22 protein-coding genes, 1 pseudogene and 1 riboswitch are annotated in these 26539 nt (G+C 69.4%); of the genes and pseudogenes, 11 read left to right on the top strand and 12 right to left on the bottom strand.

Going from position 1 to position 26539, the window contains the following annotated elements:
* Window positions 1–581: 581 nt before the first annotated feature.
* Together ABT061_RS43100 and ABT061_RS43095 are read left to right on the top strand one after the other, a co-directional pair.
* A complete protein-coding gene (locus ABT061_RS43100) occupies window positions 582–821 on the top strand; it encodes a hypothetical protein (RefSeq protein ID WP_350929243.1) in 240 nt (79 codons plus the stop codon).
* A gap of 205 nt (window positions 822–1026) precedes the next feature.
* Window positions 1027–1845 (top strand): SAM-dependent methyltransferase, encoded by an 819-nt coding sequence (locus tag ABT061_RS43095; RefSeq protein WP_350929241.1) that lies wholly within the window; start codon window positions 1027–1029, stop codon window positions 1843–1845.
* Between the two features lie 45 nt (window positions 1846–1890).
* Here the strand turns inward: ABT061_RS43095 and ABT061_RS43090 are convergent, their stop codons facing one another.
* The gene (locus ABT061_RS43090; RefSeq protein ID WP_350929238.1) at window positions 1891–2670 is read right to left on the bottom strand and encodes a (2Fe-2S)-binding protein; all 780 of its coding nucleotides are present in this window, start codon (window positions 2668–2670) and stop codon (window positions 1891–1893) included.
* A 38-nt stretch (window positions 2671–2708) separates the two neighbouring features.
* A riboswitch (cobalamin riboswitch) is annotated at window positions 2709–2886 on the bottom strand.
* A 238-nt stretch (window positions 2887–3124) separates the two neighbouring features.
* On the opposite strand from ABT061_RS43090, the gene ABT061_RS43085 reads away from it, so the two are divergent.
* Window positions 3125–4063: a leucine-rich repeat domain-containing protein gene (locus ABT061_RS43085; RefSeq protein ID WP_350929236.1), complete on the top strand. Its 939-nt coding sequence runs from the start codon at window positions 3125–3127 to the stop codon at window positions 4061–4063.
* Between the two features lie 104 nt (window positions 4064–4167).
* Here the strand turns inward: ABT061_RS43085 and ABT061_RS43080 are convergent, their stop codons facing one another.
* Entirely contained in the window at window positions 4168–4704 is a 537-nt protein-coding gene (locus ABT061_RS43080) for an NUDIX hydrolase family protein (RefSeq protein WP_350929234.1), read from the bottom strand.
* Window positions 4705–5046: 342 nt separating this feature from the next.
* Here ABT061_RS43080 and ABT061_RS48490 point away from each other — a divergent pair.
* From ABT061_RS48490 to ABT061_RS43065, 3 genes and pseudogenes are all read left to right on the top strand, one after another.
* Window positions 5047–5262 (top strand): annotated as a pseudogene (locus ABT061_RS48490) (helix-turn-helix domain-containing protein); the annotation flags it as partial.
* Window positions 5263–6390: 1128 nt separating this feature from the next.
* Entirely contained in the window at window positions 6391–6819 is a 429-nt protein-coding gene (locus tag ABT061_RS43070; protein WP_350929230.1) for a hypothetical protein, read from the top strand.
* A 129-nt stretch (window positions 6820–6948) separates the two neighbouring features.
* Window positions 6949–7638 carry a hypothetical protein gene (locus ABT061_RS43065; RefSeq protein WP_350929228.1) on the top strand — a complete coding sequence of 230 codons (690 nt, stop codon included), beginning with the start codon at window positions 6949–6951 and terminating at the stop codon, window positions 7636–7638.
* An 89-nt stretch (window positions 7639–7727) separates the two neighbouring features.
* Here the strand turns inward: ABT061_RS43065 and ABT061_RS43060 are convergent, their stop codons facing one another.
* The 7 genes from ABT061_RS43060 to ABT061_RS43030 form a co-directional block, all read right to left on the bottom strand.
* Window positions 7728–8054 (bottom strand): hypothetical protein, encoded by a 327-nt coding sequence (locus ABT061_RS43060; RefSeq protein WP_350929226.1) that lies wholly within the window; start codon window positions 8052–8054, stop codon window positions 7728–7730.
* The gene (locus tag ABT061_RS43055) at window positions 8054–8992 is read right to left on the bottom strand and encodes an alpha/beta fold hydrolase (RefSeq protein ID WP_350929224.1); all 939 of its coding nucleotides are present in this window, start codon (window positions 8990–8992) and stop codon (window positions 8054–8056) included. The genes ABT061_RS43060 and ABT061_RS43055 overlap by 1 nt, the downstream gene beginning before the upstream one ends.
* A 44-nt stretch (window positions 8993–9036) precedes the next feature.
* Window positions 9037–11412 carry a CaiB/BaiF CoA-transferase family protein gene (locus ABT061_RS43050; protein ID WP_350929221.1) on the bottom strand — a complete coding sequence of 792 codons (2376 nt, stop codon included), beginning with the start codon at window positions 11410–11412 and terminating at the stop codon, window positions 9037–9039.
* Window positions 11413–11487: 75 nt separating this feature from the next.
* The gene (locus ABT061_RS43045) at window positions 11488–12786 is read right to left on the bottom strand and encodes an amidohydrolase family protein (RefSeq protein ID WP_350929219.1); all 1299 of its coding nucleotides are present in this window, start codon (window positions 12784–12786) and stop codon (window positions 11488–11490) included.
* Between the two features lie 103 nt (window positions 12787–12889).
* Window positions 12890–13396, bottom strand: coding sequence for a DoxX family protein (locus ABT061_RS43040; RefSeq protein WP_350929217.1), 507 nt, complete (start codon window positions 13394–13396; stop codon window positions 12890–12892).
* A complete protein-coding gene (locus ABT061_RS43035) occupies window positions 13396–13722 on the bottom strand; it encodes a hypothetical protein (protein ID WP_350929215.1) in 327 nt (108 codons plus the stop codon). Before ABT061_RS43035 ends, ABT061_RS43040 begins: the two co-directional genes overlap by 1 nt.
* A gap of 105 nt (window positions 13723–13827) precedes the next feature.
* A complete protein-coding gene (locus ABT061_RS43030) occupies window positions 13828–15327 on the bottom strand; it encodes a class I adenylate-forming enzyme family protein (protein WP_350929213.1) in 1500 nt (499 codons plus the stop codon).
* 330 nt (window positions 15328–15657) lie between these two features.
* Between ABT061_RS43030 and ABT061_RS43025 the strand changes: the two genes are divergently transcribed.
* The 4 genes from ABT061_RS43025 to ABT061_RS43010 all read left to right on the top strand — a co-directional run bounded on the left by ABT061_RS43025 (window position 15658) and on the right by ABT061_RS43010 (window position 19607).
* The gene (locus ABT061_RS43025; RefSeq protein ID WP_350929211.1) at window positions 15658–16815 is read left to right on the top strand and encodes a thiolase family protein; all 1158 of its coding nucleotides are present in this window, start codon (window positions 15658–15660) and stop codon (window positions 16813–16815) included.
* A complete protein-coding gene (locus tag ABT061_RS43020; protein ID WP_350929208.1) occupies window positions 16812–17237 on the top strand; it encodes a Zn-ribbon domain-containing OB-fold protein in 426 nt (141 codons plus the stop codon). The genes ABT061_RS43025 and ABT061_RS43020 overlap by 4 nt, the downstream gene beginning before the upstream one ends.
* A 276-nt stretch (window positions 17238–17513) precedes the next feature.
* Window positions 17514–18977 carry an MFS transporter gene (locus ABT061_RS43015; RefSeq protein ID WP_350929206.1) on the top strand — a complete coding sequence of 488 codons (1464 nt, stop codon included), beginning with the start codon at window positions 17514–17516 and terminating at the stop codon, window positions 18975–18977.
* Window positions 18978–19133: 156 nt separating this feature from the next.
* Entirely contained in the window at window positions 19134–19607 is a 474-nt protein-coding gene (locus ABT061_RS43010) for a GNAT family N-acetyltransferase (RefSeq protein ID WP_350929204.1), read from the top strand.
* 224 nt (window positions 19608–19831) lie between these two features.
* Here the strand turns inward: ABT061_RS43010 and ABT061_RS43005 are convergent, their stop codons facing one another.
* The 3 genes from ABT061_RS43005 to ABT061_RS42995 all read right to left on the bottom strand — a co-directional run bounded on the left by ABT061_RS43005 (window position 19832) and on the right by ABT061_RS42995 (window position 22298).
* Complete coding sequence (locus ABT061_RS43005) at window positions 19832–20836, bottom strand: trypsin-like serine peptidase (protein ID WP_350929292.1); 1005 nt, start codon at window positions 20834–20836, stop codon at window positions 19832–19834.
* A 548-nt stretch (window positions 20837–21384) separates the two neighbouring features.
* Window positions 21385–21729 carry an alpha-amylase inhibitor gene (locus ABT061_RS43000; RefSeq protein WP_350929202.1) on the bottom strand — a complete coding sequence of 115 codons (345 nt, stop codon included), beginning with the start codon at window positions 21727–21729 and terminating at the stop codon, window positions 21385–21387.
* A 161-nt stretch (window positions 21730–21890) separates the two neighbouring features.
* Window positions 21891–22298 carry a hypothetical protein gene (locus tag ABT061_RS42995; protein ID WP_350929200.1) on the bottom strand — a complete coding sequence of 136 codons (408 nt, stop codon included), beginning with the start codon at window positions 22296–22298 and terminating at the stop codon, window positions 21891–21893.
* Between the two features lie 423 nt (window positions 22299–22721).
* On the opposite strand from ABT061_RS42995, the gene ABT061_RS42990 reads away from it, so the two are divergent.
* Entirely contained in the window at window positions 22722–26510 is a 3789-nt protein-coding gene (locus ABT061_RS42990) for an nSTAND1 domain-containing NTPase (protein WP_350929198.1), read from the top strand.
* Window positions 26511–26539: the final 29 nt, after the last annotated feature.

Here is a 26539-nt window from a genome sequence, read left to right as displayed (position 1 = left end):
TTGGTGGACAGGCCGTCTGCGGGGACGAGGGTCTCGTTGTGGTTGGTGGACAGGCCGTCTGCGGGGACGAGGGTCTCGTTGTGGTTGGTGGACAGGCCGTCTGCGGGGACGAGGGTCTCGTTGTGGTTGGTGGACAGACCGCGCGCCATTGAGATTCTCCTGGGAGAAGGGCCCCGACCTGGTGTGCAGGGCCAGATGGTTGGACACCGTCAGGCTGGCCGACGCTCCTTGGTGGAGACTTGGTGTCCTTCGCGCCGTCGTCTTGGCTCACAGCTTCCGAGGGCGACCGAGTGGCCGAGGCCTCGCTCGCTCATGCCGGGCGCCAAGCTCCCACCAAGTGGGATCGGTCCAGTGCGGCCGGGCCCGAGTGGAATCCGGTGGGATACCCGGATGACCGGATGCCCGCCGTCGACGATCAGGCTCTCGGCGGAGACCCGCCGGTTCTCGCCGGGATGAGCGGTCCCGGAGCGGGCGGCCGTGCCGAATACGAATCGGTCAGAGTCTTGATCATCGGCGTGGTTCTCTTTGCCTTATATCCGGCAATATCCCCGCTGTACCGTTTATGTCTTTTGGGGGAGCAAATGTCCATTTCCCGCTATCTCGTCACCGCCGCTCTCGCCGCTTCGGCGGTAGCGTTCGCCACGCCGGTCGCGTACGCCGACCCCGTTCCACCCTGGTCCCCCGAGTCGCCGTACTATGATCCCGCCGGCACGCTGACCATCACGAACGGTGGCCGCACGGAGACCTGGACCTGGGAGCCCGGCCACCAGAGCTACCGGAGCACCGAGAGCAACTCCGGGTCGATCGAGCGGGACGGGTAGCCGCCGGCAGGCCCGCCGAATCCGGAAAGCGCGCGTGGGCCGCGTACGACTTCCGATCACACGGTGGCCGTCCGCCGGTCCGCGCGGGTGTCGCTCGCCGGTGCCGCGATCGCCCTGGGAATTCGGTCGTATATGGTTTGTCAGTAAAGATCCACAGTTTTATGGAATTCCCATATCCTTCCCAAAGGCGATGAAGGACGAGGGTATGGGCGAGCAAGAAGATGTTCCAGCGGGTGTCGACCCGAACACCCCAAGTGTCGCTCGAATGTACGACTACTACCTCGGAGGCAAGGACAACTTCGCCTCCGACCGGGCGGCCGCGGAACAGTTCATGCGGGTGGTGCCCGGTATCCGCGAGATGACCCGGGCGAACCGGGCGTTCCTCTCGCGAGTCGTCGATCTGCTCGTGCGCCAGGGCGTGCGGCAGTTCCTCGACATCGGGTCGGGACTGCCGACGCAGGACAACGTGCACCAGGTCGCCCATCGCATCGCGCCCGACACCCGGGTGGTCTATGTCGACAACGACCCCATCGTCCTGGTGCACGGCCGTGCGCTCCTGGAGGACAACCACCTCACCTCTGTCGTCCAGGGCGACATGCGGGAACCCGAGAAGCTCCTGACGGACCCGCAGATCGAGAGCGCCGTCGACTTCACCCAGCCCGTCGCGGTGCTGCTGATTTCGATGCTGCACTTCATTCCCGACGACGCCCTGGTCGCTCACATCATCACCACGATCCGCGAACGGCTGGCCCCGGGTAGCCATCTGATCGTCACGCACGCCTTCGAGGCCAACGTCAGCGCCGAGGTGCACGAGGCCGGGCAGCAGGTCTACCGCTCGACCAGCGCGGGGGCGCTCACCTCGCGCGGCCCGGAACAGCTGGCCGAGCTGCTGAGTGGAATGGAGCTGCTGGAGCCGGGGATCGTCCCGGTCGAGGCGTGGCGCTCCGAGTACAACGAGTACGGAGAGAAGATCACCGTCGACTTCACCAAGCCGGGCATCCTCGGCGTCGTCGGACGTAGCTGACCACCTCCAGGCGAACTGGACTGGGAAGGCGCGAAACGAAGAGCGTCAGCCAGGGGGGTGGGTTGGTGGCCGGCGGGCCGGCAACAGGACGCAGTCACCGCACATGCCGCCGCCGGGCAGGCGGTAGTACAGGCAGCAGCTGCGACGGACGAAGAAGGGACGGCCGGGTACGGGCTCGGTCAGTTCGCCGGTGCCGCGCAGGAGATCCCGGTCCAGTAGTTCGCGGCCCAGCCGCACGGCCTTCGCGGTGAGGTCGGGCCGTCGGTGGGTGAAGGCGCCGATGGTTCCGGCCAGTGCGGAGGCCGCATTGCCCCACAACAGCCCCGGCGCGATCTTCACGATCCGCCGGACCGCCTCCGCGAGCGGTTCCAGCATCTCGGCCATGATGCTGCGGTAGACCGGTTCGGCGATCCGCGCGGGGTCGCGGACGCCCCAGCCGGACAGCCGGGTGGCTCGCAGCGGCAGCGGGTCGGGGGCCGGCCGCCAGTACAGGTGCTCGGGGGCCAGGTCGATGAGCAGGTCGTGCGCGACCACGGCGCCGATGGACGGTGACCACAGGCGGGCGGCCAGGCCCTGGAACAGGATCGAGGCGGCCACCCGATGCTCGGTGGTGCCCAGCCGTCCGGCCATGTCGTGGATTCTCGCCTCCAGGACGCCCGGAGCCGTCCACAGATCGGTGAACGGTCGCCATCCGGCCTCGGCCTCGCCTGTCTCGATCCCGAAGTAGCCGCCGATGGCGCGGACGTCGGCGACCGCGCCGGCGACCACGGCCGGGGCGGCGGGCAGCAGTCCGGGCGGAGCACCGGCGGGTGAGTCGCACGGCATGGCAACCGCCTTCCTCTCTTGGGGAGTTCCGCCCCAATTTCGCTGAGGAGGCGACGGCGTGAGTCTCCTGGCTCTCGGGTCCAAGCTCGCCCGGCCTTCCCACCCGTACCCGGGCAGTGGCGATGTCGGGGTCCGCTCGCCGATCACAGTGGCGGGACCGCGCCGGGTTCACACCGGCTTCCTCGTTCCGCCGTCACCTTCGCTGTCATGGTCGCACGGCCCGCATGATTCGCGGTGGGAGGGCCTGCCCAAGGAGGCCACCGCTTCCGGCGGCGCGCTTTTCACCGCGTACCGGCGATACCTCGCCGAACTCGCGATCATGCTGTGACCGGCGGCCCCGCACCCCGAGGGCGAAACAAGTTCAATGACCCACAACCGGGTCGCAAGTCCTCATCGCTACCGTGATCGCCGATCACATCTTGTTGGCGGCAAGGAGAAAACCAGGGTGGCAGCAGTGGATTCCGTGCTTCGGACCGCTCGGCGGCGGATGAACACGTACCTGCGCGAGGGATCTGACACGTTGGACCTGTCGGGTCTCGGCCTGCTCCGGGTTCCCGAGGAGGTGGCCGAGCTTCCCGGTCTGCGGGTGCTGCGCCTGAGATCCAACTGGTTGACCGAGCTTCCCCGGTTCCTGACCGACCTGCCCGCGCTGACCGAGCTCAACCTCGGGGGCAACCGTGAGCTGACCGCCCTGCCCGAATGGATCGGCGAGCTGACCGGACTGATCCACCTCAATGTCTCGGTGACCGGACTGTGCCACCTCCCCGACTCGATGCGCGAGCTCACCGGTCTCACGGAACTCGACCTGAGCAACCTCCATGACCTGGAGGAGGTGCCCGAGTGGATCGGCGACTTCACCCGGCTCGCCAGGCTCCGCATGTGGTACGCCGGGCCGGCCTGTTTCCCGGCGTCGATGGCCCGTCTCACCGCCCTCACCTGGTTGGACCTGACATACAGCCGACCCGCCGACCTCTCTCCGTGGCTGGGCGAGCTGACCGCTCTGGAGCGTCTCGATATGGGATGCGTCCCACTGACCGGCCTGCCGGAGTCGATCGGGAACCTCACCGCCCTCACCTCTCTCGGCCTGTGGAACACCGGGCTGACCGAGCTACCGGAGTCGATCGGCAAACTCACCGCCCTCAGGTCCCTCAGCCTGGGCAAGAACAAGCTGACCGCCCTTCCCACGTCGATGCGGGCCCTCACCCCCCTGACCAAGCTCGATCTGCAGGGAAACCGGCTGGCCGAGCTGCCGGAATGGCTGGGTGAGCTGACCGCGCTCACCGAACTGCGCCTGGACCGCAACGACCCCAGGCCCCAGGTTCCGGCCTCGCTGCGAGCACTCGCGCGAACCCGTCCGGAATGGCGCCGCTTCCTGGCCAGCCGCACCCGCTGAGCCTCTCCGAATCAGGTGCGGTGGCAGTGGCAGGGACAGCGCGTTGAGGCCGCTGCCTGAGCCTGGCACAGAGAGGGGGCACAGCGATTTCCGCCGTCGGAAGGTCAGGAGAGGCGGCCGACGTAGGCGAGGGCCTGCTTCAGCAGGGTGCCCTGACCGCCGAGCATCTCCTGTTGCACCAGCGGTGACGAGGCCTCCTCGGGAGTGAACCAGACAAGGTCGAGGGCGTCCTGCCGGGGGCGGCAGTCACCCACGACCGGGACGACGTAGGCGAGGGAGACCGCGTGCTGCCGGGGGTCGTGGTAGGGCGTGACGCCCTGCGTCGGGAAGTACTCGGCGATGGTGAACGGCTGCGGAGAGGCGGGGATGTTGGGCAGTGCCGTCGGGCCGAGGTCCTTCTCCAGATGGCGGATGAGCGCGTCGCGGACTCGCTCGTGGTGCAGCACCCGGCCGGAGACGAGGGCGCGGCTGACCGTCCCGTCCGCTCCGATGCGCAGCAGCAGGCCGACATGCGTGACCACTCCGGCCTCGTCGACTCGCACCGGCACGGCGTCGACGTAGAGGATCGGCATTCGTGCGCGGGTCGACTCCAGCTCTTCGGGAGAGAGCCAGCCGGGCGTGGTTTCGGTCATTTCGGTCATTGATCGATCGTACTTCGCGGTGGGCTCGGAAACGCGTTCTTCCCCGGCGACCTGCCGAAAGTCAGGGCCGGCGGGGCGCCGCCCGGCCTCGCTCGCGGTACGCCGGTCGTGGAGTCGATGCTCGCGATATCGCCAGGCGTACCGGCTTCTCGCCATGCCGAACGCGCCGCCGTCCACCGCGCGCAGACCCTGTTCATCACCGCTCCGATCCGGCTCTTATGATTCACCGCAGAACCGGCATAGACCTCTTGGAAAGTGAACCGGTCGTTGGGAATGTTCATCTCGGTGAAATGCTCAGGCCGCTATCGTGAAGACGTCGCGTGAGCGAGAGAAGGTGGTGAGATGGCCAGGCATGAATGGAACCCCGATCTGGGCGGCGGTCAGAATGAAAGCACTGGGCGTCGAATTGCCAGGGCGCGTAAACGCAGAGGGCTCACCCAAACCGGCCTGGCGGCCAGGGCCAATGTTTCCCGCAGCCTGATCGCGCAGGTCGAGGCGGGTCATAAACCGGCCACCCCCTCGCTTGTGGCGGCTGTGGCAAGGGCCTGCGGGGTCGATGCCGCCGAGATCAACGGCCAGCCCTACCGAGGGTCCGACAGACGCACCGACGCGGTGCACGCGGCGATGCCCGCCATCAGGCGCGCTGTCACCTACGCCGACATCTCCCCGGAGCTGGAGGTCCCTCCCCGGTCACTTGATGAGCTCGCCAAGGAACTGGTCAAACTCCAGAAGCTGCAGGGGGCCGCCGCCCATGTCAGGCTCGGTGGGCGCCTGCCGTCGGCCATCGAGGAGCTGACGGTCCACGCGGTCGAGTCGGACGCTCCGAGGGCGTGGCGCCTGCTGAACCACGCGTACGCCATAGCGGTGTCCCTGACCCGCCGCCTGGGCTACAACGACCTGGCGCAGGTCGCCGTCGAGCGGGCCGGGACCGCCGCGCTGCGCGCCGACGACCCGCACCTGCGGCACCTGGTCTCGCTGTCGCGGGCGCTGCTGCTGCTCACCCTGGGGTCCGGTGACATCGCGCTGACCATGGTGAGGCGGGCGGCGGGCGAGGTGGACCGGTCAGATCCGGCAGGACTGCAGGTTTACGGCTCCCTCCAGTTTCGCGCGGCCGTCTCCGCCGCCCGGCTGGGGCACGAGTCGGACGCCTGGGAGCACCACGGCCTCGCGGCGGAAACAGCCGCCCGCATCGACTCGCGAACCCGGCCAGACCCGTACGGGCTGCAGGTGAATCCCGTCAACGCGGTGATTCACGGATGTGTGGTGGCGACGGAACTCGGTGACTACGACAGTGCGATTCGCCTGGACTCGGGTTTCATCCCGCCTGCCAGGTTGTACGCCGAACGTAGGGCACATCACGAGATAGACATGTCCAGGGCACATCTGTGGCTCAGGGATCACGACAGAGCACTCAGCCGAGTTCTCAACGCCGAGCGAATCGCCCCCCAGATGACACGATTCCACCCTACGGCGAGAGAGATCGTCAGGCAGCTCGGCACCTATTACCGCACCGTCCCCGAGCGGTTACGCGGCCTGGAAAGTCGAATGGCCTTCTAGATTTACCCGGGAGAATTGTTCACGGGAAACTGTGAACACTGCAGGTGGTCATGTTCCGTAAGGTCGCGATGATGGTGAGCATCGCGCTTCTCGCCATCCGAATCCGATGATTCCGACCTTGGAGGACGGGTGACACGGCGTGCGGTACGGGCTGGATATCGGGAAATGATCGACGAGGCGACGGCGAACCGGCACGACCGGGCGCTGGCGGTCGTTCAGCGACTCCTGGTCGAGCGGGGAATCCGCGCCCACCGCCATCACACGATCAGCCTGGGTTTCGCCGACCGTACGGACGCTCCCACCTGGCCCGGACTATCCGCTCCCCGCTCGTGGACAAAGCGGCATCCGCCCGAACTGGTCGTGATCGACTCCCAGGGCAGGCGCGACGCCACGGTGACGATAGGCCCACGCTCGGGCTGCTACCTGGTGTCCGTCCGCGACGGCCCCGACCTGCAGGCTTTCAGGCAGGAGCAGCCCCAGAACGTCGTGCACCTGATCATCGCGACCCGGCGGGTGCCGGCCTGTCCCCTGCCGGCCAGGGAAGAAGGGGTTGGTTGACGACCAACACCTGGCCGCTCCGACACATCGCGCCCGGGTGGAGCGACAGATCCCCCATCCGGGGGACAGGTCAGTGGGTGACGGGACGGACGTGCCGTCGGCGCCGCGCCCGCCACTAGACTTGAGCCTGTGGACGACGAGCCCGAGGTAGAGATCGGTGCACCGCTCCCCGCCACCGCCTACACGGTTCTGGGCGTCCTGTCGATCCTCGACGAGGAGCTGTCCGCCGCCGAGATCAAGGTCCGGTGCGACTACACGCTGCGCTGGTTCTACTGGTCCCCCGCCATCAGCCACATCCGCCGGGAGCTGCGGAGACTGGGGGACCTGGGGCTGGTGACCGAGCGCGAGGTGACGATCGGCAGGGTCAGGCGGAGCACCCTGTACCAGACCACGGAGCGCGGTGAGGAAGTGCTCCGGCAGTGGGTCTCAAGCCCGCCGGTCGACGAGCCGGTGATGCTGAAGAACCCCGCGCTGCTCCGGGTCTACCTCGGCAGGTTCACCGAGCCCTACGAGCTCGTCAAGATCCTCGATGACCGGCTGGAGCAGCTGGAGGAGCAGATCAAGGACCTCGTCTGGGGCAAGAGGCGCAGCCACGAGCTCGGCCTCGACGAGGAGGAGCGTGTCCAGTACGGGACCGCGATCGGCGACTACCTGCTGCGCGCCGCCCACTTCGAGTACGGCAACGTGCGCCAGCTGCGCGATCGCATCGCCGACTACGACCCCGACCATCCGGAGCTGAAGGTCACCCGCCCGAAGGGCCTGCTCCGGCGCCGCCTGCGCCAGCACGACGCGCCACCGGAGGACCTGCCCGACGAGTGACACGGCGGAGACGCCTGCGGGCACGCCGGAGCCACCGATCTCGCCGAGGCGGTCGGTGGCGGCGGTGCGTTCCCGCGAGCGGTGGACGGTCAGTTCTCCTCCGAGACCACCCCCAGGTACGTCCCGTAGACACCGAGCCGCTCGCCGTCACGCTCGATCTCCCCGAGCAGCCGGCTGCGCGGGGAGACCGCGGCGTCCAGCGGGAGCACGCTGAACCGGACGTGGACGGGCCGGGAGGTCTCGGGGTCGGTGATGTCGACCCAGACCGCGACGGTGCCCTTCACCTCGTCCTGCTCGACCTTCGTCACGCGGTGCCGCGAGGTCAGTTCGAGGAAGGTGTGCTCGCCGGTCAGGTCGAACCGGACGGGCGCGCACAGCTCCCCCTGCCGCGGCGGAATGCAGAGACTGATCGCCATCACTCGGCTCCTTCATCATCTTGATCGCGTAGGAAACGGGTCACCGCGTCGGCGAGGCCGCGGGGGTTGCTGGTCTGGATGGTGTGCCCGGCGTCGGGAATCCGTTCCCAGTGGGCTCCGGGGATGAGCGCGGCGAGTTCCGCCGCCCCTTCGTCGCTGAACACCCGGCTGCGCTCGCCGCGCAGCACCAGGGTGGGGCAGGTGATCCGCGCGGCGGCCCGTCGCAGTTCGTCCGGGGAGGCGATCCTGCCCATCTCCGGCTGGAACTGTGCCGTGTCGTGCTTCCAGGTGAGCAGGCCGTCGTCGGTCCAGGTCAGGTTCTGGGCCACCCCTGAGGTGGCCGCCTCCCGGGTACGCGGCAGCACGCCGGAGAGGAAGGCGTCGGCCTCGTCGAGGTCGGCGAAGAGCGGGCGCCGGGAGATCAGCTCGTTGACGGACCGGCCCGCCGCGGCGTCGATGTCGGGGCCGACGTCGACCACGACCAGCCCGGTCAGCACCGCCGGGCGCCGGGCGGCCCAGACCAGGGCCGCCATGCCGCCCATCGAGTGCCCGACCAGGACGACCCGCCGGGCGCCGAAGCTCGCGATCACCGTGTCGAGGTCCGCGGCGATGGCGTCGGTGCCGTAACCGCCGGGCCCCGCCCAGTCGCTTTCCCCGTGCCCGCGCAGGTCGAGCGCGACGCAGCGGCCGAGCCGCCGCAGCAGCAGCCCGACAGCGTCGAAGGAGTGCGCGTGCAACCCGCCTCCGTGCAGGAACAGCAGCAACGGTTCGGTGGCCGGGCCGGGCCACTCCAGGTAGTGCAGTCGCACCCCGTCATCGGCCCGTACGATGCCCTCGGCGGGGAGCACCACGTCGGCGGGGTCGACTCCGGCGGCCGAGGCGAGCGCGGTGAGCCGTCTGAACTCGCTGGTGAAGGAGTGCATCCGCAGCGTGCGCACCGAGGGCCGCCCTTGCGGGACGGCTGCCGTGTCGGGCGTCCCGCTCACAGGCCCGCCGGCCGGGTACCGATCACCTTCTCCTCGGCCAGGACCCGGATCTCGTCCTCGCTCATCCCGAGGATGCCGGTGAGGATCTCCTCGTTGTGCTGGCCCAGCAGGGGCGCCGGGGTGTGGAACCACGGCTCGGTGACACTGGCGAGGCGGAACGGCAGCCCGGCGGTCAGGAACTCCCCGGTCGTCGGATGTGCCGACGGCTCCCAGAACCCGCGGGCGGTGAGCTGCGCGTCGGTCAGCAGGTCGGCGGCGGGGCTCACCCGCGCGGCGGCGACCCCGGCCGCCCGGAGCCGGTCCACCGCGTCGCCCACGTCGACGCGCGCGCTCCACGAGCCGATCGCCTCGTCCAGCTCGTCGCCCGCCGCCTGACGGCCCGGCTCGTGGGCGAGGTCGGCGCGGTCGGCCAGGTCGTCCCGGCCGAGGAGCCGGGCGAGCGCGGGCCACGCCTCGTCGCCGAGTACGGCCAGGGCCACCCACTCGTCGTCCCCGGCGCAGCGGTAGACCCCCTGCGGGCCGGCGCCCGGACCGCGGTTGCCGTCGCGTCGCAGTTCCCGGCCGTTGACGCTCGCCTCCAGGAGTGCCTCGGCCGCGACGTTGAGCGCGGCCTCGACCATCGTCGACTCGACCTGCATGCCGGCCCCCGTGGCATCGCGGACCTCGAAGGCGGCGATCGAGGCGAACGCGGCGTGCAGCCCGGCGAGGGGGTCGCACACGCCGCGGGGGATCAGCGGCGGACCATCGGCCGGACCGGTCATCCATGCCATGCCGCCGGCCTGCTCCATCGTCTGGGCGAAGCCCACCCGGTCGCGCCACGGCCCGTCGAGGCCGAAGGCGGGCATCCGGATCATCGTGGCGCGCGGGTTGGCCGCCCTGATCGCGTCCCACTCCAGGCCGAGATTGCTCATCACCCGGGGGGAGAAGTTCTCGATGACCATGTCGGCGGTGGCGATCAGGCGCAGCGCCACCTCGCGGGCCCGGGGCAGGCTCAGCTCCAGGGTGAGGTCGAGCTTGTCGCTGTTGTTGCAGAGGAAGAACAGGCCCCACTCCCACCACTGGTCGACGGTCGGGGGCCGGCCGCCGGAGAAACGCATCCCGTCGGGGCGGCGCAGCCCCTCCACCTTGATGACCTCGGCGCCCAGCGCGGCGAGGGTCTGGGTGGCCGAAGGACCGGCCCAGAAGGCGGTGAAGTCCACGATCCGCAGCCCCGCGAGCGGACGGGCCGCCGGGTCGGCCGCGTCCTCGGCCGCCGGGACCCGGTCTCGTACCGGCCAGCTCACCAGGCCGTCGTGCATACCGAGGTCCGGCACCTCGCCGGGGTCGACGGTGCCGAACGCCTCGCTGCGGTAGGGAACCCGTGGCTGCGGGTGGCCGCTCGCGTTCTTGACGAAGACGCCGCGCTCGCGGAAGTGGTCGATCTCGGTGACCGTGGTCGGGGTGCCGATGGGCGCGACGGGGATGCGCAGCGCGGCGGCGAACTCCACGATCTCGGCCGTGGTACGGGTGGCCGCCCAGTTCTCCACCATCTCGGCGAACTCCTCCCGCCGCCGCAGGCGGCCGGCGAAGGAGGCCAGGTCGGCGTCCTCGACCAGGTCGGGCCGGTCGATCAGCACCAGGAAGTCGGCGAACTGCTGGGCGGTGATGGTACAGAACCCGACCAGGCCGTCGGCGGTGGGGACGATCGAGGGCAGTTCGAGGTTCCTCGGCGGCAGGCCCTGCCCCCCGTCGGGGAGGCCGGCCGCGACCGCGGACAGGCCGCCCATCGTGATGACCATGGCTTCGAACGTCGACACGTCGACGACATCACCCTGCCCGGTACGCCTGCTTCGGCGCAGCGCCGCGGCGGCGGCGACGGCGCCGTAGGAGCCGGCCACCCACTCGCCGATCCGCCCTCCGGCCTGCAGCGGCATCTCGCCGGGCCAGCCGCGGCCGCCGATGGACCCGCACATCGCCTGCAGTACGAACTCGTTGACCGGCAGGTCGGTCTCGGTGTAGGGCCCGTCGAGGCCGAAGGGGGTGATCGAGACGACCACCGTCGCGGAGCCGGGTGGCAGCAGCCGGCGTACGGCGTCGACGTCCCAGCCCGCCGATCCGTCGGTGACGACGAGATCGACGTCGGAGAACAGTTCCGCGGTGCCGGACACCACGGACTTCTTGCCCGCGTTGAGATAGCCGAACAGCGCGCCGCTCCGGCCGGCGGCGGGCTGGAAGCCCGACGCGCTCCACCGGCGCATCGGATCGCCTTCCGGTGGCTCGATCTTGACCACTTCGGCGCCGGCGTCGGCGAACATCTTGCCGCAGTAGGAGGCGGCGATGCCCGCCGAGATCTCCAGGACTCTGAGTCCGGCGTAGGGGGTGCGCTGCGTCATCTCTACCTCGCGTGGTGATGTGGGGGGATACGGCGCCCGCCCGAGGGGGACGGGCGGGCGGCCGATCACTGGGGGTCAGGCGTCCTGGCGGGTGCGGGCCTGGCCGAACCGGGTCATCCGGGCCCAGGCGTCGCGGTCGCGCTGGCTGGCCTCGCGGCCGACATGGGTGACCACGTCGACGTCGGTGGCCAGCGACCGGAGGTATCCGGCGGTCGCCTGCTCCCTGGGGATGTGCTTGAAGGGGTCGAAGGAGTAGGCCTTCATCGCGTTCTCATGGGTGATCTTGTTGATCACCGAGTCGGGCAGGTGGCCCATCGTCTCGATGACGTCCTCGGGGGCGAAGGGCCAGTTGCTGTCCGAGTGCGGGTAGTCCGACTCCCAGAACACGTGGTTCTCGTTGAAGTGGTCGATCAGCTGGGGGCCGACCTTGTCGGTGATGAAGCAGGTGTAGAGGTGCTTCTTGAACACGTCGGTCGGCCCGGTGTAGCCCTCGGGGAAGGTGGCGTTGGTCCAGCCGGAGTGACGGTTGAGCACGTGCTCGGAGCGCCAGAGGAAGTAGGGGATCCAGCCGATGTCACCCTCGGTGAGGGAGAACTTCAGGTTGGGGAACTTGCCCCAGAACTCCGCCCAGATCAGCTCAAGCAGGGTGTACGTGCTCATCATCGAGGAGATGGACATCGCCACGCTCGGCGGCGCGTCGGAGGAGATCATCGGCATCCGCGAGGACGAGCCGACGTGGCAGCAGAGCACCGTGTTGTTGTCCGAGGCCGCCTTGAACAGCGGGTACCAGTAGTCGGTGTGGATGCTGGGCATGTTCAGCGCCTCGGGGTTCTCCGAGAACGTGACGGCGTGGCAGCCCTTGTCGGCCAGCCGCCTGATCTCCTTGGCGGCCTCCTCCACGTCGAACAGCGGCAGGATGCCGCACGGGATGAACCGGCCGGGGTGGGCGCCGCACCACTCGTCGACGTGCCAGTCGTTGTACGCCTTGATCATGATCAGGTTGAGGTCGCGGTCCGGCCCCTGGTTGAGCACCTGCCCGGAGAACCCGGTCCAGTTCGGGAAGTTCAGGCCCGCGAGCTGGCCGCCCGCGTTCATGTCCCGGACCCGCTCGTCGACGTTGAAGCAGCCGGGCCGCATCTCGTCGTAGCTGCTGGCGTCGATGTTGTACATCTCGCGCGGCTTGCCGGCCACCGCGTTGAGGCCCATGTTCCGGCCGCGCAGGTCGCCGTAGTACCACTGCTGGACCCCGTCGTCCTCAAGAATCACCCGAGGAGCCTGGTCCTTGTACCTCTCGGGGACATGGGCGTGGAACATGTCCGCGGGTTCGGCGATGTGGTCGTCGACACTGATCAGGATCAGATCGTCCTTGTTCATTTCAACCTCCGTTGGTTGGTCCTGCCGGGCAGGACGGATGGGGGGTGCGGCCCAGACCCCTGCTTCGGATACGAGCCGGAGCCGACCGGTACGGGAGCGGGACTCAGGCCCGCTCCCGTACCGGTCGCCAGGTCGCGAGGAGCAGGGCGGCCGAGCCACCCACGCCGACGAGCAGGGCGACCGCCAGCCGGATCCACCCGTCGGCGAGGGCGTCGATTCCCAGCGCCGCGTCGAGCGAGGCTCCGCCCGGACCGGCGAGGGCGACCGCGAGGCAGGTCACCGCGAGCAGCAGTACGTACTCGTAGCCGTCCTTGAACACGAAGAAGCCGTTGCGGGCGTGGGCGGTGAGTCCGGCGACGACCGAGACACCGACCAGCGCGCCCGCCGCCACCGGTGTCAGCAGTCCCAGCGCGAGTGCCGTGCCCGCCGCCACCTCCACCACGACCGACATGACGGCCTGCAGCCTGGGATGGCGCATGCCCAGGCCCGCGAACCAGCGGGCCGTTCCGGCGAGCTTTCCGCCGCCGAAGGCGTGGTTGAGACCGTGCACGATGAAGATCACTCCGACCGCGGCGCGGACGAGGAGGACGGCGCCGTCCGTCGGCCCCATCAGTCGCTGGCCGGGAGCGGCTTGGCCTCTTTGAGGACGAGGTCGGTCTCGCCGTCCGACAGCGAGCCCTCGCCGCCCACGGTCACCAGCACCTCGACGGCGTCGTCGTCGGGGTGGGTGTAGCGCTTGCCGAGCAGTGACCCGCGCATCCGCTCCGCGGCGGGTGTCACCTCCGCCGAGCCGGACGCGTCACGTCCGAGCATCGGAGCGCCGCCGCAGCAGAGCGACAGCGGGCGCGTCCCCGGCCGGACGACGATGACCTCGGTGGCGCACACCTGACTCTTCAGGCGCAGCCCGGCGCGGAGGCCGACGGCCTCGGTACTCATGATCGACTCCTTCGTTGAACGGGTACCCGCGCGGCTCTTCGCAGGTTCGGGGACCGGTACGCGGCACACGTCCGCGGCATCGGCCCTCGTCGGATGGGCACTGGCTCAGCTCTCCGCGGGCGGGCCGAGCTGGGCGACGAGATGGCGGCGGATGATCTTTCCGGTCGGCGTGTAGGGAAGCTCGGCGCGGAAGACGACCTCGTCGGGTGTCCGGGAGCCGCGTAGCAGGCCGCGGACGTGCGCGCGCAGCTCCGCGACATCGGCCTGTGCGTTCTCGCGCCGGACGACGACCGCGACGAGTCGCTGGCCCCACTCGTCGTCGGGCACCCCGACGACCGCGACCTCCGCCACCGCGGGGTGGGTCAGCAGCGCGTCCTCCACCTCCGCGGGCGCGATGTTCTCCCCGCCGCGGATGATGGTGTCGTCGTTGCGGCCGCCCAGGAACAGGTAGCCGTCCTCGTCGAGACGGGCGAGGTCGCGGGTGGGGAACCAGCCGTCGGCGTCCAGCACCGAGCCCGCTCCCCGGTACTCCCCGGACACCTGCTCGCCGCGGACCCACAGCTCGCCGGTCAGTCCCGGGCCGAGGACCGATCCGTCGTCCGCCCGGATCTGTGCCTCGATGCCGGGCACGACCTGACCGGCCGAACCGAGCCGGGCCCGCAGGAGCGGATCGTCGGACTCGACCGCCTTGCGGTGATCCTCGGGTCCGAGTACGGCGATGGTGGAGCTGGTCTCGGTCAGGCCGTAGGCGTTGGCGAATCCGGTCTCCGGAAAGGCGCGCAGGGCCTGTTCGAGCACCGGCAGCGGCATGCGCGCGCCACCGTAGGCGAGCGAGGCGAGCGCCGGGCAGTCCGCGTCCGCTCCGCCGAGATGCTCGACGACGCGCGCCAGCATGGTGGGCACGACCATCGCGCCGGTCACCTTCTCCGAGCGCACGAGCTCCAGCCAGCAGGCGGGGTCGAAGTCCGGCAGGTAGACCATCCTGCGGCCCGCGTACACGTTGGTCAGGGCTGAGCCGATCCCGGCCACGTGGTACGGCGGGACACTGACCAGGGCGCAGTCGCGCTCGTCCGCCGTGGCGAACTCCACCGTGCCCAGGACGTAGGAGAGCAGGTGGGAGTGGCGCAGCACGACGCACTTGGGGTCGGCGGTGGTACCGCTGGTGAACAGCAGGACCGCGGCGGAGCCGGGATCGGCCTCGGGGCCGGGCACCGGCTCGGTCGCTCTGGCGGCCGACAGCCACTCCTCGGCCGCGATGACGCGGTGCCCGGTGCTCCTGGCGATCTCGACGTACCGGGAGTCCGCGATGACCACCGGTGCGTCCAGCCGATCGAGCAGGCCGCGCAGCACGTCGCGAGGCAGCCGATAGTTCAGCGGGGCAAGCGGGAGTCCGGCGGCGGCGCCGGCGAACAGCAGGGTGGGCAGCAGCGGTGAGTTCTGGCCGATGAACGCGACCGAACCCGCGGCGCCCTCCCGAAGCAGGGTGGCCCCGGCGTTCGCGTCCCGCTCAAGGCCGGCGAAGGTGATGCCGTCCGCTCTGCGCCCGAGGGCGACGCGGTCCGCGAACGCGGCCGCCGCCATGGAGAGAAGCATGGAGATGCTCACAGGGCCTCCGTGGTCCGTGGCGAATTGCGACCAGTAGAACTCGGACCTTTAGTCCTGTCAACCCTCAAGATTGGAACCGTTTGTCGGGAGAAAGTTAGGTCTGCCTAAATTGATCTTCTTTGCAGTATGACCGGTTCTGTCGGGTTTTTTGAGTGGAGGTATCGGACTATCGGTGCAACATCACTTGGAGTTCGCACAGTCGCACCCCTTGACGTAGTGAGGAACACTGAATCTAATAGGTCCATAGTTCTGTGATGGGAATCACTTCCTGGGGTGGTTGTACATGCATGTGAGACAACGAGTCGGAACCCTGGCGCGGAGGATGAGCCGGTGACCGCCGGCCGCGCGGCGATCGCCGGGGTGTTCAACACCCCGCAGGCGCGACGCCTGGAGAACTGGACGACCCGGAAGCTGATCGCGTCGGCCGCCCTGGGCGCCCTGCGCGACGCCGGGCTCACGCTCGCCGACGTCGACGGGGTGATCACGGAGGGAGATTCCTCCGCGCTCATCTACGACCTGCGACTCGGACCCGCCTGGCAGGGACGGGGATTCGGCCTCGACGCCGTCGTCGAGGCGGCCAACGCGATCGAGGGAGGTCAGGCCGACGTCGTCCTCATCGTCGCGGCCGCGGCCGGGGTGTACGTCGACCGGGACGCGACCGCGCCGTGGACCCGGCCGGAGAACGAGTTCGTGGCGCCCTGGGGCCTCTTCACCGCCGCGGAGTTCGCCCTGATCGCCCGGCGGCACATGACGACCTACGGGACGACCCCCGAGCAACTGGCCATGGTCGCCGCGACCATCCGCAACAACGGTCACCACAATCCCGAGGCGGTGTACTCCGGGCGCGGCCCGTTCAAGCCCGAGGACATCCTCGCCTCCCGGATGATCGCCGACCCGTTCCACCTGCTGGACTGCTCGATGACCTCCGAGGGCGGGTGTGCGCTGGTCCTGGTCGCCGCCGACCGGCTGGCCGACATCCCTGCCAAGCCCGTCCACGTGCTGGGCGGCGGCGCGGACTACTACGGCCCCGCCTACCAGTTCCCGCCCAGCTGGGACCTGGCCGGCCGTCGCGGCGGCCCGGTCAACGGCCGGATCGGCGGGCGGGCGGCGGACCGGGCGTTCCGGCACGCCGGCCTGGAACGTTCCGACGTCGACGTCCTCGAACTGTACGACCCGTTCTCATTCGAGATCATCCGCCAGCTGGAGGCGTTCGGCTTCTGCGAGCCGGGCGAGGGCGGTCCGTTCGTCGAGGACGGGCACATCGCCATCACCGGCAGCCACCCGGTCACCACGGACGGAGGAACGATGTCGTTCAGCCACGCGGGCGGGTCACCGCAGATGTTCCAGCGCGTCATCCGCGGCGTCCAGCAGCTCCGCGGCGAGGCGGGACCGCTGCAGGTACCCGGGGCCGAGGTGGCGCTGTGCAGCGGCGCCGGAGCCGGAGCCCTGTTCAACTCGGTCGTTCTGCTCGGCACGGAGGCATCATGAGCACACCCCTGGCTCCCCAGCACGGTGAGCTGCCGCACGCCGAGCCCACCGAGCTGAGCGCCCCGTTCTGGAACCGCTGCGCGGAGGGAACGCTGACCTTCCAGCGCTGCGCGGCCTGCCGGTCGATCAACTTCCCGCCGGTCGAGGTCTGCCGCGAGTGCCTGGGAACCGACCTCGGCTGGGAGGAGAGCTCGGGCCGCGGCACCCTCTACAGCTGGACGGTCGTGCACCGGCCGGTCACCGCCGCCTTCACCCCGCCCTACGCGCCCGCCATCGTCGACCTGGACGAGGGCTACCAGATGGTCACGGACCTGATCGGAATCGCACCCGAGGAGATCGTCGCCGGGATGCCGGTCGAGGTCGACTTCCACGAGGTGAGCCCCGGACTGCACCTGCCCTACTTCCGGCCGCGCGCCAGCTAGCCCCTGTCCCGCGAGCCTCGCGAGCCTCGCGAGGCGGAAGAGGAAACCTGACCGGCCGCGAAAGATAGGAAACCGGTGGGACAGGGCCCCGCGGCCCTCCCTTCACCAGCCACAGGCGTCCGTGCCTATGGCATCGCGTACCGGCGTGCATGGAACGGCCGTACGCGACGTGAGCCGGCACGCCCCGCTCCGCCGAGCGCCGGCGTGCCCGTTCACCTTCGTCTCCGCACTCCCCACCCCCCGCCGCAGTGCTCCCGGATGCGAGGAGAAACAAGAATGTCATCACCCTCCGGTACGTCAGCCGCCAACCTGCCACCTCGATCGATTCCGGTCGTCATCACGGTGCTGCTCATCGCCGAGATCGTCAGCGCCTTCGAGACGACCATGGTCTACAACGCCCTGCCCCGGTTCATCACGGCGTTCCAGAGCAACGCCGCGGACGTCAGCTGGAGCGTGACGGCGTTCCTCCTCGTCGCGGCCGCGTCCGCCGCGCTGTGCGGCCGTCTCGGTGACGTCTACGGGCGGCGGAAGCTCCTGATCATCGTGCTGCTGCTCTCGGCGGTGGGTTCGCTGATCAGCCTCTCCACCGGCACGCTGACCGGCGTGATCGTCGGCCGGGCGATCCAGGGAGCCGCCGGGGCGATCCTGCCGCTCTGCTTCGGCCTCGCCCGCGAGATGCTGCCGGCCAAGCGGGTACCGGTCGCGGTCGCGGTCATCGCGGGTGCGGCGCTCATCGCCGGAGCGTCGGGCAACCTCGTCTCCGGCCTGCTGCTCGACCTGGCGGACTGGCACCTCATCTTCGTCTTCGCCGCCGCCCTGGCGCTCATCGCCGCCGCGGCCTGTCTGGCCCTGCGGCCCTCGACCGTCGTCGCACGAGTACAGAAGATCGACTATGTGGGTGGTGTCCTCTTCGCCCCCGCCATCGCGCTGGTGCTGTTCGGGGTCACCCAGTCCCGTAGCTGGAGCTGGGGAGACGCCAGGACGCTTGGTTTCATCCTGGTCGGGCTGGCGATACTCGCGGTCTGGGCGTGGTGGGAGCTCAGGGTCGACGACCCGATGATCAATATCCGGCTGTTCTTCCAGCACAAGCTCGCCCTGACGATGCTCGCCACCGCGGTCCTCGCGCTCGGTCCGCTCGGTATCAGCGGATTCCTCTTCCCCCTGATGATGCAGACGCCGGAGGCGGCACCGGTGGGTCTCGGGCTGAGCCCGAGCGTCGCGGGGATGTTGGCCTTCTCCACCTCCATCATCGGCTTCGTGCTCACCCCGGTCAGCGGGCGCGTCTCGGCGGCCGCGGGGGCCCGGCTCTCACTGATGATCGGCGCGGCCGTCGGTGTGGCGGGCGTCGTGATGCTCGCGGTGCTGCACAAGAGCGTCGTCGGCCTGGTCGCGAGCACCCTCGTCCTCGGCATCTCGACGGCGTTCGTCTACACCGCGCTGCCCAACCTGGTGGTCGAGGCGGTTCCTGCGGAGAACACCAGCGAGGCGACCGGCGTCAACGTCGTCACCCGCACCGCCTTCCAGGGCGTCGCCACCTCGGTCGGGGCCGTGCTGCTCGCCTCCGCCACCGTGCCGGGGACGACGTTCGGAACCGAGGCGGCCTACTTCAAGGTGTTCGCCCTGATGGGGGTCTGCTGCGTGATCACGTTCGTGATCGGCATGGTCATCAAGCCCGGACGGGAAACGGCACGATCCGCGACGCCCGGGGTCGCGACCCCCGTGGCGGCGCAGGCCGACTGACGGCCGGCACCGGTTCAGGGGCCCCGGGACGACGACGTCCCGGGGCCCTGCCCCCTGACCGACCCGTCCCCACCTCAGGGCGGTCGCCGAGGTCTTTCGGCGGTACGGCCCCCGGTGTGCCGGAATTGTCGCACCCCGGTGCCAGACTCGCTCGGCATGAGCGACGATGTGCGGCTGAGGGATGTCGAAGAGGCCGATCTGGAGCTGTTCTTCGAGCACGAGCACGACCCCGAGACGGTCCGGCGGTCGAAGTTCGTCCCCCGGGAGCGGGAACGCTTCATGACCCACTGGACCACCAGGGTCCTGGGAGACCCCACGAACCTGGTGCGGACGGTCACCGTGGACGGCGAGGTGGCCGGCAATGTCGTGTCCTGGTGGGAGGGGGACATGCGCTTCATCGGATACGTGTTCGGCCGGCGGTACTGGGGCCGGGGCATCGGCACCCGGGCGCTGACGCTCTACCTGCGACAGGAGGAGAAGACCCGCCCGCTCTACGCCGATCCCTTCGGCGGGAACATCGGTTCGGTACGACTATTGGAGAAATGCGGCTTCCGGCACACCGAGACGGTCCGGTACGGCGAGCACGAGCACCTCATGTTCGTGCTGGACGATTCCCCCTCACCCACCTGATTCCGGGCGTGTACGGCGGGAACGGCGTCGTCCACCCGCGCATCCGGTCGGCCGGGAAGAAGCTACGAACCCCCATGGCGAATCTCCTGCGATCTCGGGATCGGCCACCAAAGATCGCAGAACGTACTTGTGCCTCACTCGGAGGTCAGCGAAGTGAGCCTCCCCCGTTGGACCACGACACCGCGCCCGCCCCTCTGGGCGGACGCGGCGGGAACGGGAGTCGGCTAAGTGATGGAGGAGCGGGTGATGGTGCCGGTCCAGAGGTTGATGGCCTTCAGGTAGACCGTGAGCAACTCACCGTCGAAGTACGGTGAGACGCCGGTGTCGTACCGGTTGTCGCCATCGGTGTCGGAAACGCTGATCGTGATGCCGTTGAGATAGCCGGTGCGGCTGTCGTCCGTGTACTGGGTCAGCCACGAGGAGCCGAGAGAGCCTTCACCGGTGAACGGGGAGTCCACCCCGATGGGCCGGTCCGCGGGGAGGCCCGTGACCTTCATCGCGAACGTCGATCCGGTCGACCGTTCGAGGCTCTCGCCCGGGTAGGGACGACTGCCGTCGGGGTTGGGGCCGGCGGGGTAGCCGAAGACGTCGACCGTGGGCGCGAGCGGCTGGTTGAACGCGACCCCCTGGCCGCCGACGTTGTCGGACAGTCTCCCGGTATTGGTCAGCACGTCCGGAGAGGAGAGGACGACACCGCTGTACACGTTGACGAAGGCGAGGTCGCGGTCGTAGTCCCGGATGTCGTCGAAGTCATGGTGAACGAGGCCCTGCTTCCCGACGTACAGGCCGAACGGGGTCGTGCCCTCGGAGTAGCCGGGGACGAAGACCCACTTGGCGAGCGCGCCGGCCGGGGCCTCGACGTCCAGCAGGCAGTGACCTGCCGTCGCGACGACGTTCCGGTATTTCGACTGCACGGCAGTGCCGGTGCACCAGTGCGGCTGGAGGTCGCTGCCGATGAAGAACACCTTGCCCGAGGTCGCTTCCGGCGAGACCGCCCCCTCCACTGGCGGGATGGAAGCCGGGGGGCCGTCCGGGACGATGTCCGTGGACAGGCGTTCTCCGGCGACCGCGGCCTGCACGGCGTACGGCGTGGCGTTCTTCAGGTTGGCGGCCCCGTCGGCGAGCCAGAAGCTCGCGACCTGCTGAGCCGCCGGCACCGTGGGAGCCAACGGGACCACCAGCACACTCGCGGCCTGTGCCGGCCCGGCGACGATGGTGGAACCCAACACGCTCAAGCCGATACCCAACGCGATCAGTGCATGCCTCAAGGGCGATCTCCCGTCCAGTCATGGGACGTCTTCGCGCCCCGTCAGCGTGGAGAGCCGGCCGATCGACACGGCCAGCGAACAGCAAGATCGTAACCTCGATCGGAGCTCTGGTCCAGAAATTTTGGAGCACGTGTTCGATGCATCGGGCGTGTGTTCGACCAAAAGTTCGAGGGTTGAGGCATCGGTGCCCGGGTGGGCGCTCCGCCCGCTCTACGCCGACCCCTTCAGCGGGAACATCGGCTCGGTGCGAGTGCTGGAGAAATGCGGCTTCCGGCGCGTCGAGACGGTCCAGTACGCCGGCACGAGCACCTCATGCTCGTGCCGGCGTCCTCCGCACCCGGCTGATTCCGGGCGCGTCCGCGCATGTGGTGTATGAGCATCCGGGCCTGGGGGCCGGTCATGTTCGAAGGGTGCGGTGAAAAGCGCAGCGAGGGCAGGTGATGGGCTGGAGCCGCTCGTCTACCGACGGGTAGCGCTCCTGCCGGGCACGCGCCCGGCAGGAGCCGCTTTCAGCAGGTGACGGTCCTTTCGTACTTTGCGAACGCGGCTTGGGGGACAAACGCCCAGAATCTCCGCTGATTGTTCTTCATGGTGAAACACCAGCTGTCCTTGCCCCGCTTGACGAGCACCTTCACCCTCATCGTCCTGCCGCACTTGTTCGTCAGCATGACTCCCTGACGAATGACCAATTGGCGCTTGACGCAGGACGGAGCGGTGCCGGCCGACGCGGACGCGGACGCCGACCCCGCACCGGCGGTCGTCGCCGGTGCCGCGTTGGCCGCGCCCGCAGGCGCCAGGGCGAGGGCCGCCGAAGCGACGACGACGGCAGTGGAAATTTTCAGTGTGCTGAGCATGGGGACTGCCTCCCGGTGTCGGCTCTCTCTACGAGAACGGTGTTGAGACTTGGGACAGCGATCCGCGGGCGCGGTCACCGGGGGCCCGTGCCGTCTCGGCGGACGGCACGGGAAACGGCTTGCTGTGCGGATCCGGGGACCGTTAAGCCTGGGGAACCCTGTCAGCACCAGGGCGAGAAGAGGCAGTAGAAGTACCTCTTGTGGTTCCAGAGCAAGGCCCTGAAGACCCTGGGGAGCGCGTTGAACGCTGCGGAGTAGCGGGCCCATCCCCCCCTCGCCGCCTTCTCCAGCTTCGACCACACCCACGCGCCGCCCGCCTTCATCACGGCGTGGCAGGCCAGCCGCTGCTTCCAGCCCTTCACCCGGCTGCAGGAGAACTTCTTCGCCGCTGCCACGGTTGCCGGAGTGACCGCTCCCAGCGTGGGAGCGAGGTTCTCCGATGCCGTCTGCACGACCATGACGTGCGCGGAGCGCGTCACGGGGGCCGCATGGGCCGGCGCCGTAGTGGCCAAGGTCATGACCGCGGTACTCGCGGCCAGGGCCAGTCCTGCTTTTTGGCGCATGTTCATGCTTGCCGTCCTTCCTCTGGTCTCGCCGGCGGCACTCTGCTGCCGGTCGATGCGCCATCGGGCGAAACGCGGGCCTGTATCGCACTCGCTGTCGTCCGACGGCCTTCGAGGCCCGAAGTTATGCGGCGCCTATTTGTTTGGCAGCCCTGTTCAGAGCCCCAAACAAACAGATCGAGGGGGCGATCGACGACCTCGCCGACCGGCGGCAGGTGGACCCGGTGGGTACCGCCCGCGTCAAGACGCGGCGCCCGCGTACCCGTGCGTGTGCCCATCGGCTTGCCCGTCGGACGTCGCGTCCCGGGCAGGTCGGCCAGATGTCACCCCCGCGGGAAATCGGTCGAGAAAGTCGCGCCGGCGCGGACGATTATGTAGTTTCAATTTCTCTAGCGCCCTTTGCCGTCCAGTGGGTGGAGCGCCTGAACAGTGGGTCGTCGCGAAAGACCGCTGGATCCCGCGGAGGGACCTGTCCCGGGCTTCGCCTACGCGCTGCGGAAACTTCGCCAGGAGGCCGGTGGCATCACCTACCGGGACATGGCGCGGCGCGTGGGTTATTCGGTCACCACCCTGTCCCAAGCGGCCGCCGGCGAACGCCTGGCCTCGCTGCAGATCGTCCTCGCCTACGTGGAAGCGTGCGGTGGCGACCTGGCGGAATGGGAAACCCGCTGGCGCGACGTGACCGCGGAACTGGCGCGTGAAATGCGAGACGACGATGGGGCTGTGCCGTCCTACCTGGGCCTGGCCTCCTACGACGCCGAGGACGCGGCCCGTTTCTTCGGGCGCGAACGGCTGGTTCGGGAAGTAGTGGACCTGCTGGAACTGCGCCGCTTCGTGGCGGTTTTCGGGCCGTCCGGCAGCGGCAAGTCCTCCTTGCTGCGGGCCGGGGTCGTGCCGGCCCTGCGGGCGTCGTCGTTCTCACCGCCGAAGGTGGTGGTCATCACCCCGGGCGACCACCCGATGCGGCACGCCGACCGGCTGCGCGCCGATGAGTCCGCCGACGGATCACCGGTAGTGGTGGTGGACCAGTTCGAGGAGGTGTTCGCGCTCTGCCGCGACCGGCGCGAGCGTGCGGAGTTCGTGGACATGCTCGTCGGTGCACGACGTCCGGCGAGCGCACTGCGGGTGATCGTAGCCGTCCGGGCCGATTTCTACGGGCGCTGCAGCGAGCACCGCGAGCTCGCCGAATCCCTGCGCGACGCCAGCCTGCTGGTCGGCGCCATGACCAGGGACGAGTTGCGGGAGGCGATCGTGCGGCCGGCCATGGCCGACGGCCTCACGGTCGAACGCGCGCTGACTGCGGCGATCATCGCTGACGTCGCCGACGAGCCCGGCGCGCTGCCGCTGATGTCGCACGCGCTGCGTGAGACCTGGCGGCGCCGCCGGGGCAAGATGCTGACGCTCGATGCCTACGAGAGCGTGGGCAGGGTGCAGGGGGCGACCAGTCACACCGCCGAGGAGCTGTACGGGCGCCTCTCCCCGGCCCAGGCCAGGATCGCCAGGCGCGTCCTGCTCCGGCTGATCAACCCTGGAGAGCAGGCCGAGGACACCCGCCGTCCGGTCTCCCGCGCGGAACTGGATCCTCTGGGAGACGTCGACACGGGACTCGTCATCGAGCTACTGGCCGGCGCCCGGCTGTTGACGCTTCATCAGGACACCGTGGAGGTGGCCCACGAGGCCCTCATCGGGGCGTGGCCACGGCTGCGGGGCTGGGTCGACGAGGGGCGCGATCGTCTGCGCGCGCACCGGCAGCTGTCCCAGGCGGCCGCGTCCTGGGCCGAGCACGGCCACGACGCCGGCGCCCTGTATCGGGGTGCGCGCCTGACCGTCGCCGAGAAACTGCTCGCCGAGTCGGAACACCGCGACGATCTCACGCCCCTGGAGAACGACTTCCTCCAGGCGAGCGCGGCCCGTGCCCGGCGTGCCTCGCGCCTGCGGTCCGGCATCGTGGCCGCCCTGGCCGTGCTGCTGATCATCTCCGTGGCCGCGTCGGTGGGCGCCGTACGGCAGGCCGACCTCGCCCGGGGGCGGCTGGAGGAGACGACGGCCCGGCTGGTGGCGCAACGCGCCGCGACCCTGCGCCTGACCGATCCGAGGTTGGCCCGCCGGCTGAGCGCCGCGGCGTGGCGGATCTCCCCGGTCTCCGAGGCCAGGGGAGAGCTGGTCGACTCGATGGCGAGCCCGATGGTCGACGCCTTCACCGACCCATATGGCACCGCGGGGTCGCTGTACACGCTGAGCTCCGACGGGGCCGAACTGGCGTCCTACACTCCCGGCCGGACGGGCGAGCCGGGCACCCTTCGCGTCCACGATCTTGCCCGGAAGAAGCAGGTCGCCGACGTGCGCTGGGAGCGGGAGGTCCTGGCTCTGGCGTTCAGACCCGGAACGCGCACCGTGGCGGTGGCGGACCTCTCCGGGGTGTGGCTGTGGTCGGTCCACGGCCCGGCGCCGAGCGGCTCACCCCTCATCTCCTGGCAGGATCCGGACCTGCCCGACATGTGGTTCAGCCCCAGTGGCCGTTTCCTGACCATCTCGGGAGTGGACGCCACGGAGACGTGGGACGTCGAGAGGCACACCCGGGTACTGTCCGAAGAAGTCGTTCACATCAGTCCGGACGACCGGCTCGCGTTGGTGATCCCTCCCCGGGCTCGGGACCTGATCGCGGAGGAGACATCCGACTCGGACGCCGCGGCCACCGGTGGTTCGCGGTCTGCCCGTCGCCTTGAGCTGTGGGACCCCGTACGTGGCAAACGCGTCGACGCACCCTGGTTGCCGGCCAATGCCACCACCGGCGCGTTCAGCCCGGATGGCCGGCTGCTCGCCGTCTCCGCCCGCGAGGACGGCGTCCTGCTGTTCGACATCTCGACCGGCAAGGAGGCGACCAAGGCGCCCATGTACGCGCCCGCCGAACGGCTGGAGTTCAGCGGCGACGGCCGTTTCCTCACCGGGACGGACATCGAGAATCGGGTGAACCTGTGGAGCATACGCAAGGGCATGTCCGATGGCATGCTGCTGGCGAGCCTCTCGCTCCCCCCGGGGACACTGGCTCCGCTTCATCGGATCTCCCACGACGGGCACCTCCTCCGAGTGGCGGACCCGTTCGGGATGGTGCAAACGTACGATCTCTCAGCGCACACCACCACGCTCGGCATGTTCGCCCCGGGAAATGACGAGCGGCGCTTCAGCCCCGACGGCCGCTTCCTGGCCGTGGCGACCGGCAAGCAGGAGGGCTGGAAGATCAAGATCTGGGACGTCGCCACCCGGAAACCTCTCGGCGCCGCGATCCGGCCGGACGACCCGCCTCCCCCGGAGGCAGAGCTCAACGATCCATCTCTGCCCGAGGCGGAGCCGTACTCGCCGGTGTTCAGCCCCGACGGACGCACGCTGGCGCTCATCCACGCCCAGTCGACCGTGGTGACGTTTTGGGACGTTGCGACGAGGGCCCGCATAGGCGACTTCACCGTGAGGCGTCAGTCGGCGGATGGAGTACGAGATCTGGTCTTCTCCCCCGACGGAAGGACCGTGGCGGTGAGCTCCTTCTCTGACAGCCAGGACGACGTCGAAGAACTCGAACTGTGGGACGTCAGGAGCCGGACGTGGCTCAGGAGCATCGGGATGTACGCCGCGGGCGTGACCTTCCTACCCGACGGACGGCGATTGCTGGCCCGCGAGGGATCCTTCCGCACCGATGCGCGCCGGTTGCCCGGAACCGAGGGAGCACTGCTGGACCTCGTCACCGGGAAGGTGTCGCCGTACCAGACCGACGCCCGCGCTCGGGGAGAGGTGATCTTGTCGCGGAACGCGGCCGCGACCGGTGACACGTCCGGTCGTGTGACGTTCTGGACCGGGGAACTGCGCGAGCAACTCGCCCCGCCGCAGGTCGCGCACACGATGGCCGTCTCCGCTCTCGTGCCCTACCCGCCGGGTGGCATGTTCGCCTCCATCTCCGACAAAGACGTCATGCTGTGGGAGTGGCGCGGGCACCGGCAGATCGGTTCCAGGATCGAGCTCACCTCCGACCTCGTCGCCACCGTGGCATTCAACCGGACGGCGCTGCTCATCTCCCACCGGGATGGAAGGCTGCTGGAGATCACCGTCGCCCCGAATGCCGCCGTTGCGGCGATCTGCGCCGAGGATGGGGCGCTGTCCCGCCGCGAGTGGGATGTCCACATCCCTGAGCTGCCTTACCTGGATACATGCCGAGGGGGCCGCCAATAGCACTTCAGGAGCTTGGCCACCCCTGCACG

Origin of the sequence: Streptosporangium sp. NPDC002544 (genome assembly GCF_040295965.1) — a bacterium.
Taxonomy (GTDB): domain Bacteria; phylum Actinomycetota; class Actinomycetes; order Streptosporangiales; family Streptosporangiaceae; genus Streptosporangium.
The sequence above is the reverse complement of the archived record's forward strand: the minus strand, read 5'-3'. Positions and strand labels throughout refer to the sequence as shown.

Excerpts from the sequence above, each read along its gene's own strand:
- ABT061_RS43100 (WP_350929243.1), top strand. The coding sequence starts at position 582 with ATGTCCATTTCCCGCTATCTCGTCACCGCCGCTCTCGCCGCTTCGGCG.
- ABT061_RS43095 (WP_350929241.1), top strand. The coding sequence starts at position 1,027 with ATGGGCGAGCAAGAAGATGTTCCAGCGGGTGTCGACCCGAACACCCCA.
- ABT061_RS43090 (WP_350929238.1), bottom strand. The coding sequence starts at position 2,670 with ATGCCGTGCGACTCACCCGCCGGTGCTCCGCCCGGACTGCTGCCCGCC.
- ABT061_RS43080 (WP_350929234.1), bottom strand. The coding sequence starts at position 4,704 with ATGACCGAAATGACCGAAACCACGCCCGGCTGGCTCTCTCCCGAAGAG.
- ABT061_RS43060 (WP_350929226.1), bottom strand. The coding sequence starts at position 8,054 with ATGGCGATCAGTCTCTGCATTCCGCCGCGGCAGGGGGAGCTGTGCGCG.
- ABT061_RS43050 (WP_350929221.1), bottom strand. The coding sequence starts at position 11,412 with ATGACGCAGCGCACCCCCTACGCCGGACTCAGAGTCCTGGAGATCTCG.
- ABT061_RS43045 (WP_350929219.1), bottom strand. The coding sequence starts at position 12,786 with ATGAACAAGGACGATCTGATCCTGATCAGTGTCGACGACCACATCGCC.
- ABT061_RS43040 (WP_350929217.1), bottom strand. The coding sequence starts at position 13,396 with ATGGGGCCGACGGACGGCGCCGTCCTCCTCGTCCGCGCCGCGGTCGGA.
- ABT061_RS43035 (WP_350929215.1), bottom strand. The coding sequence starts at position 13,722 with ATGAGTACCGAGGCCGTCGGCCTCCGCGCCGGGCTGCGCCTGAAGAGT.
- ABT061_RS43020 (WP_350929208.1), top strand. The coding sequence starts at position 16,812 with ATGAGCACACCCCTGGCTCCCCAGCACGGTGAGCTGCCGCACGCCGAG.
- ABT061_RS43015 (WP_350929206.1), top strand. The coding sequence starts at position 17,514 with ATGTCATCACCCTCCGGTACGTCAGCCGCCAACCTGCCACCTCGATCG.
- ABT061_RS43010 (WP_350929204.1), top strand. The coding sequence starts at position 19,134 with ATGAGCGACGATGTGCGGCTGAGGGATGTCGAAGAGGCCGATCTGGAG.
- ABT061_RS43000 (WP_350929202.1), bottom strand. The coding sequence starts at position 21,729 with ATGCTCAGCACACTGAAAATTTCCACTGCCGTCGTCGTCGCTTCGGCG.
- ABT061_RS42995 (WP_350929200.1), bottom strand. The coding sequence starts at position 22,298 with ATGAACATGCGCCAAAAAGCAGGACTGGCCCTGGCCGCGAGTACCGCG.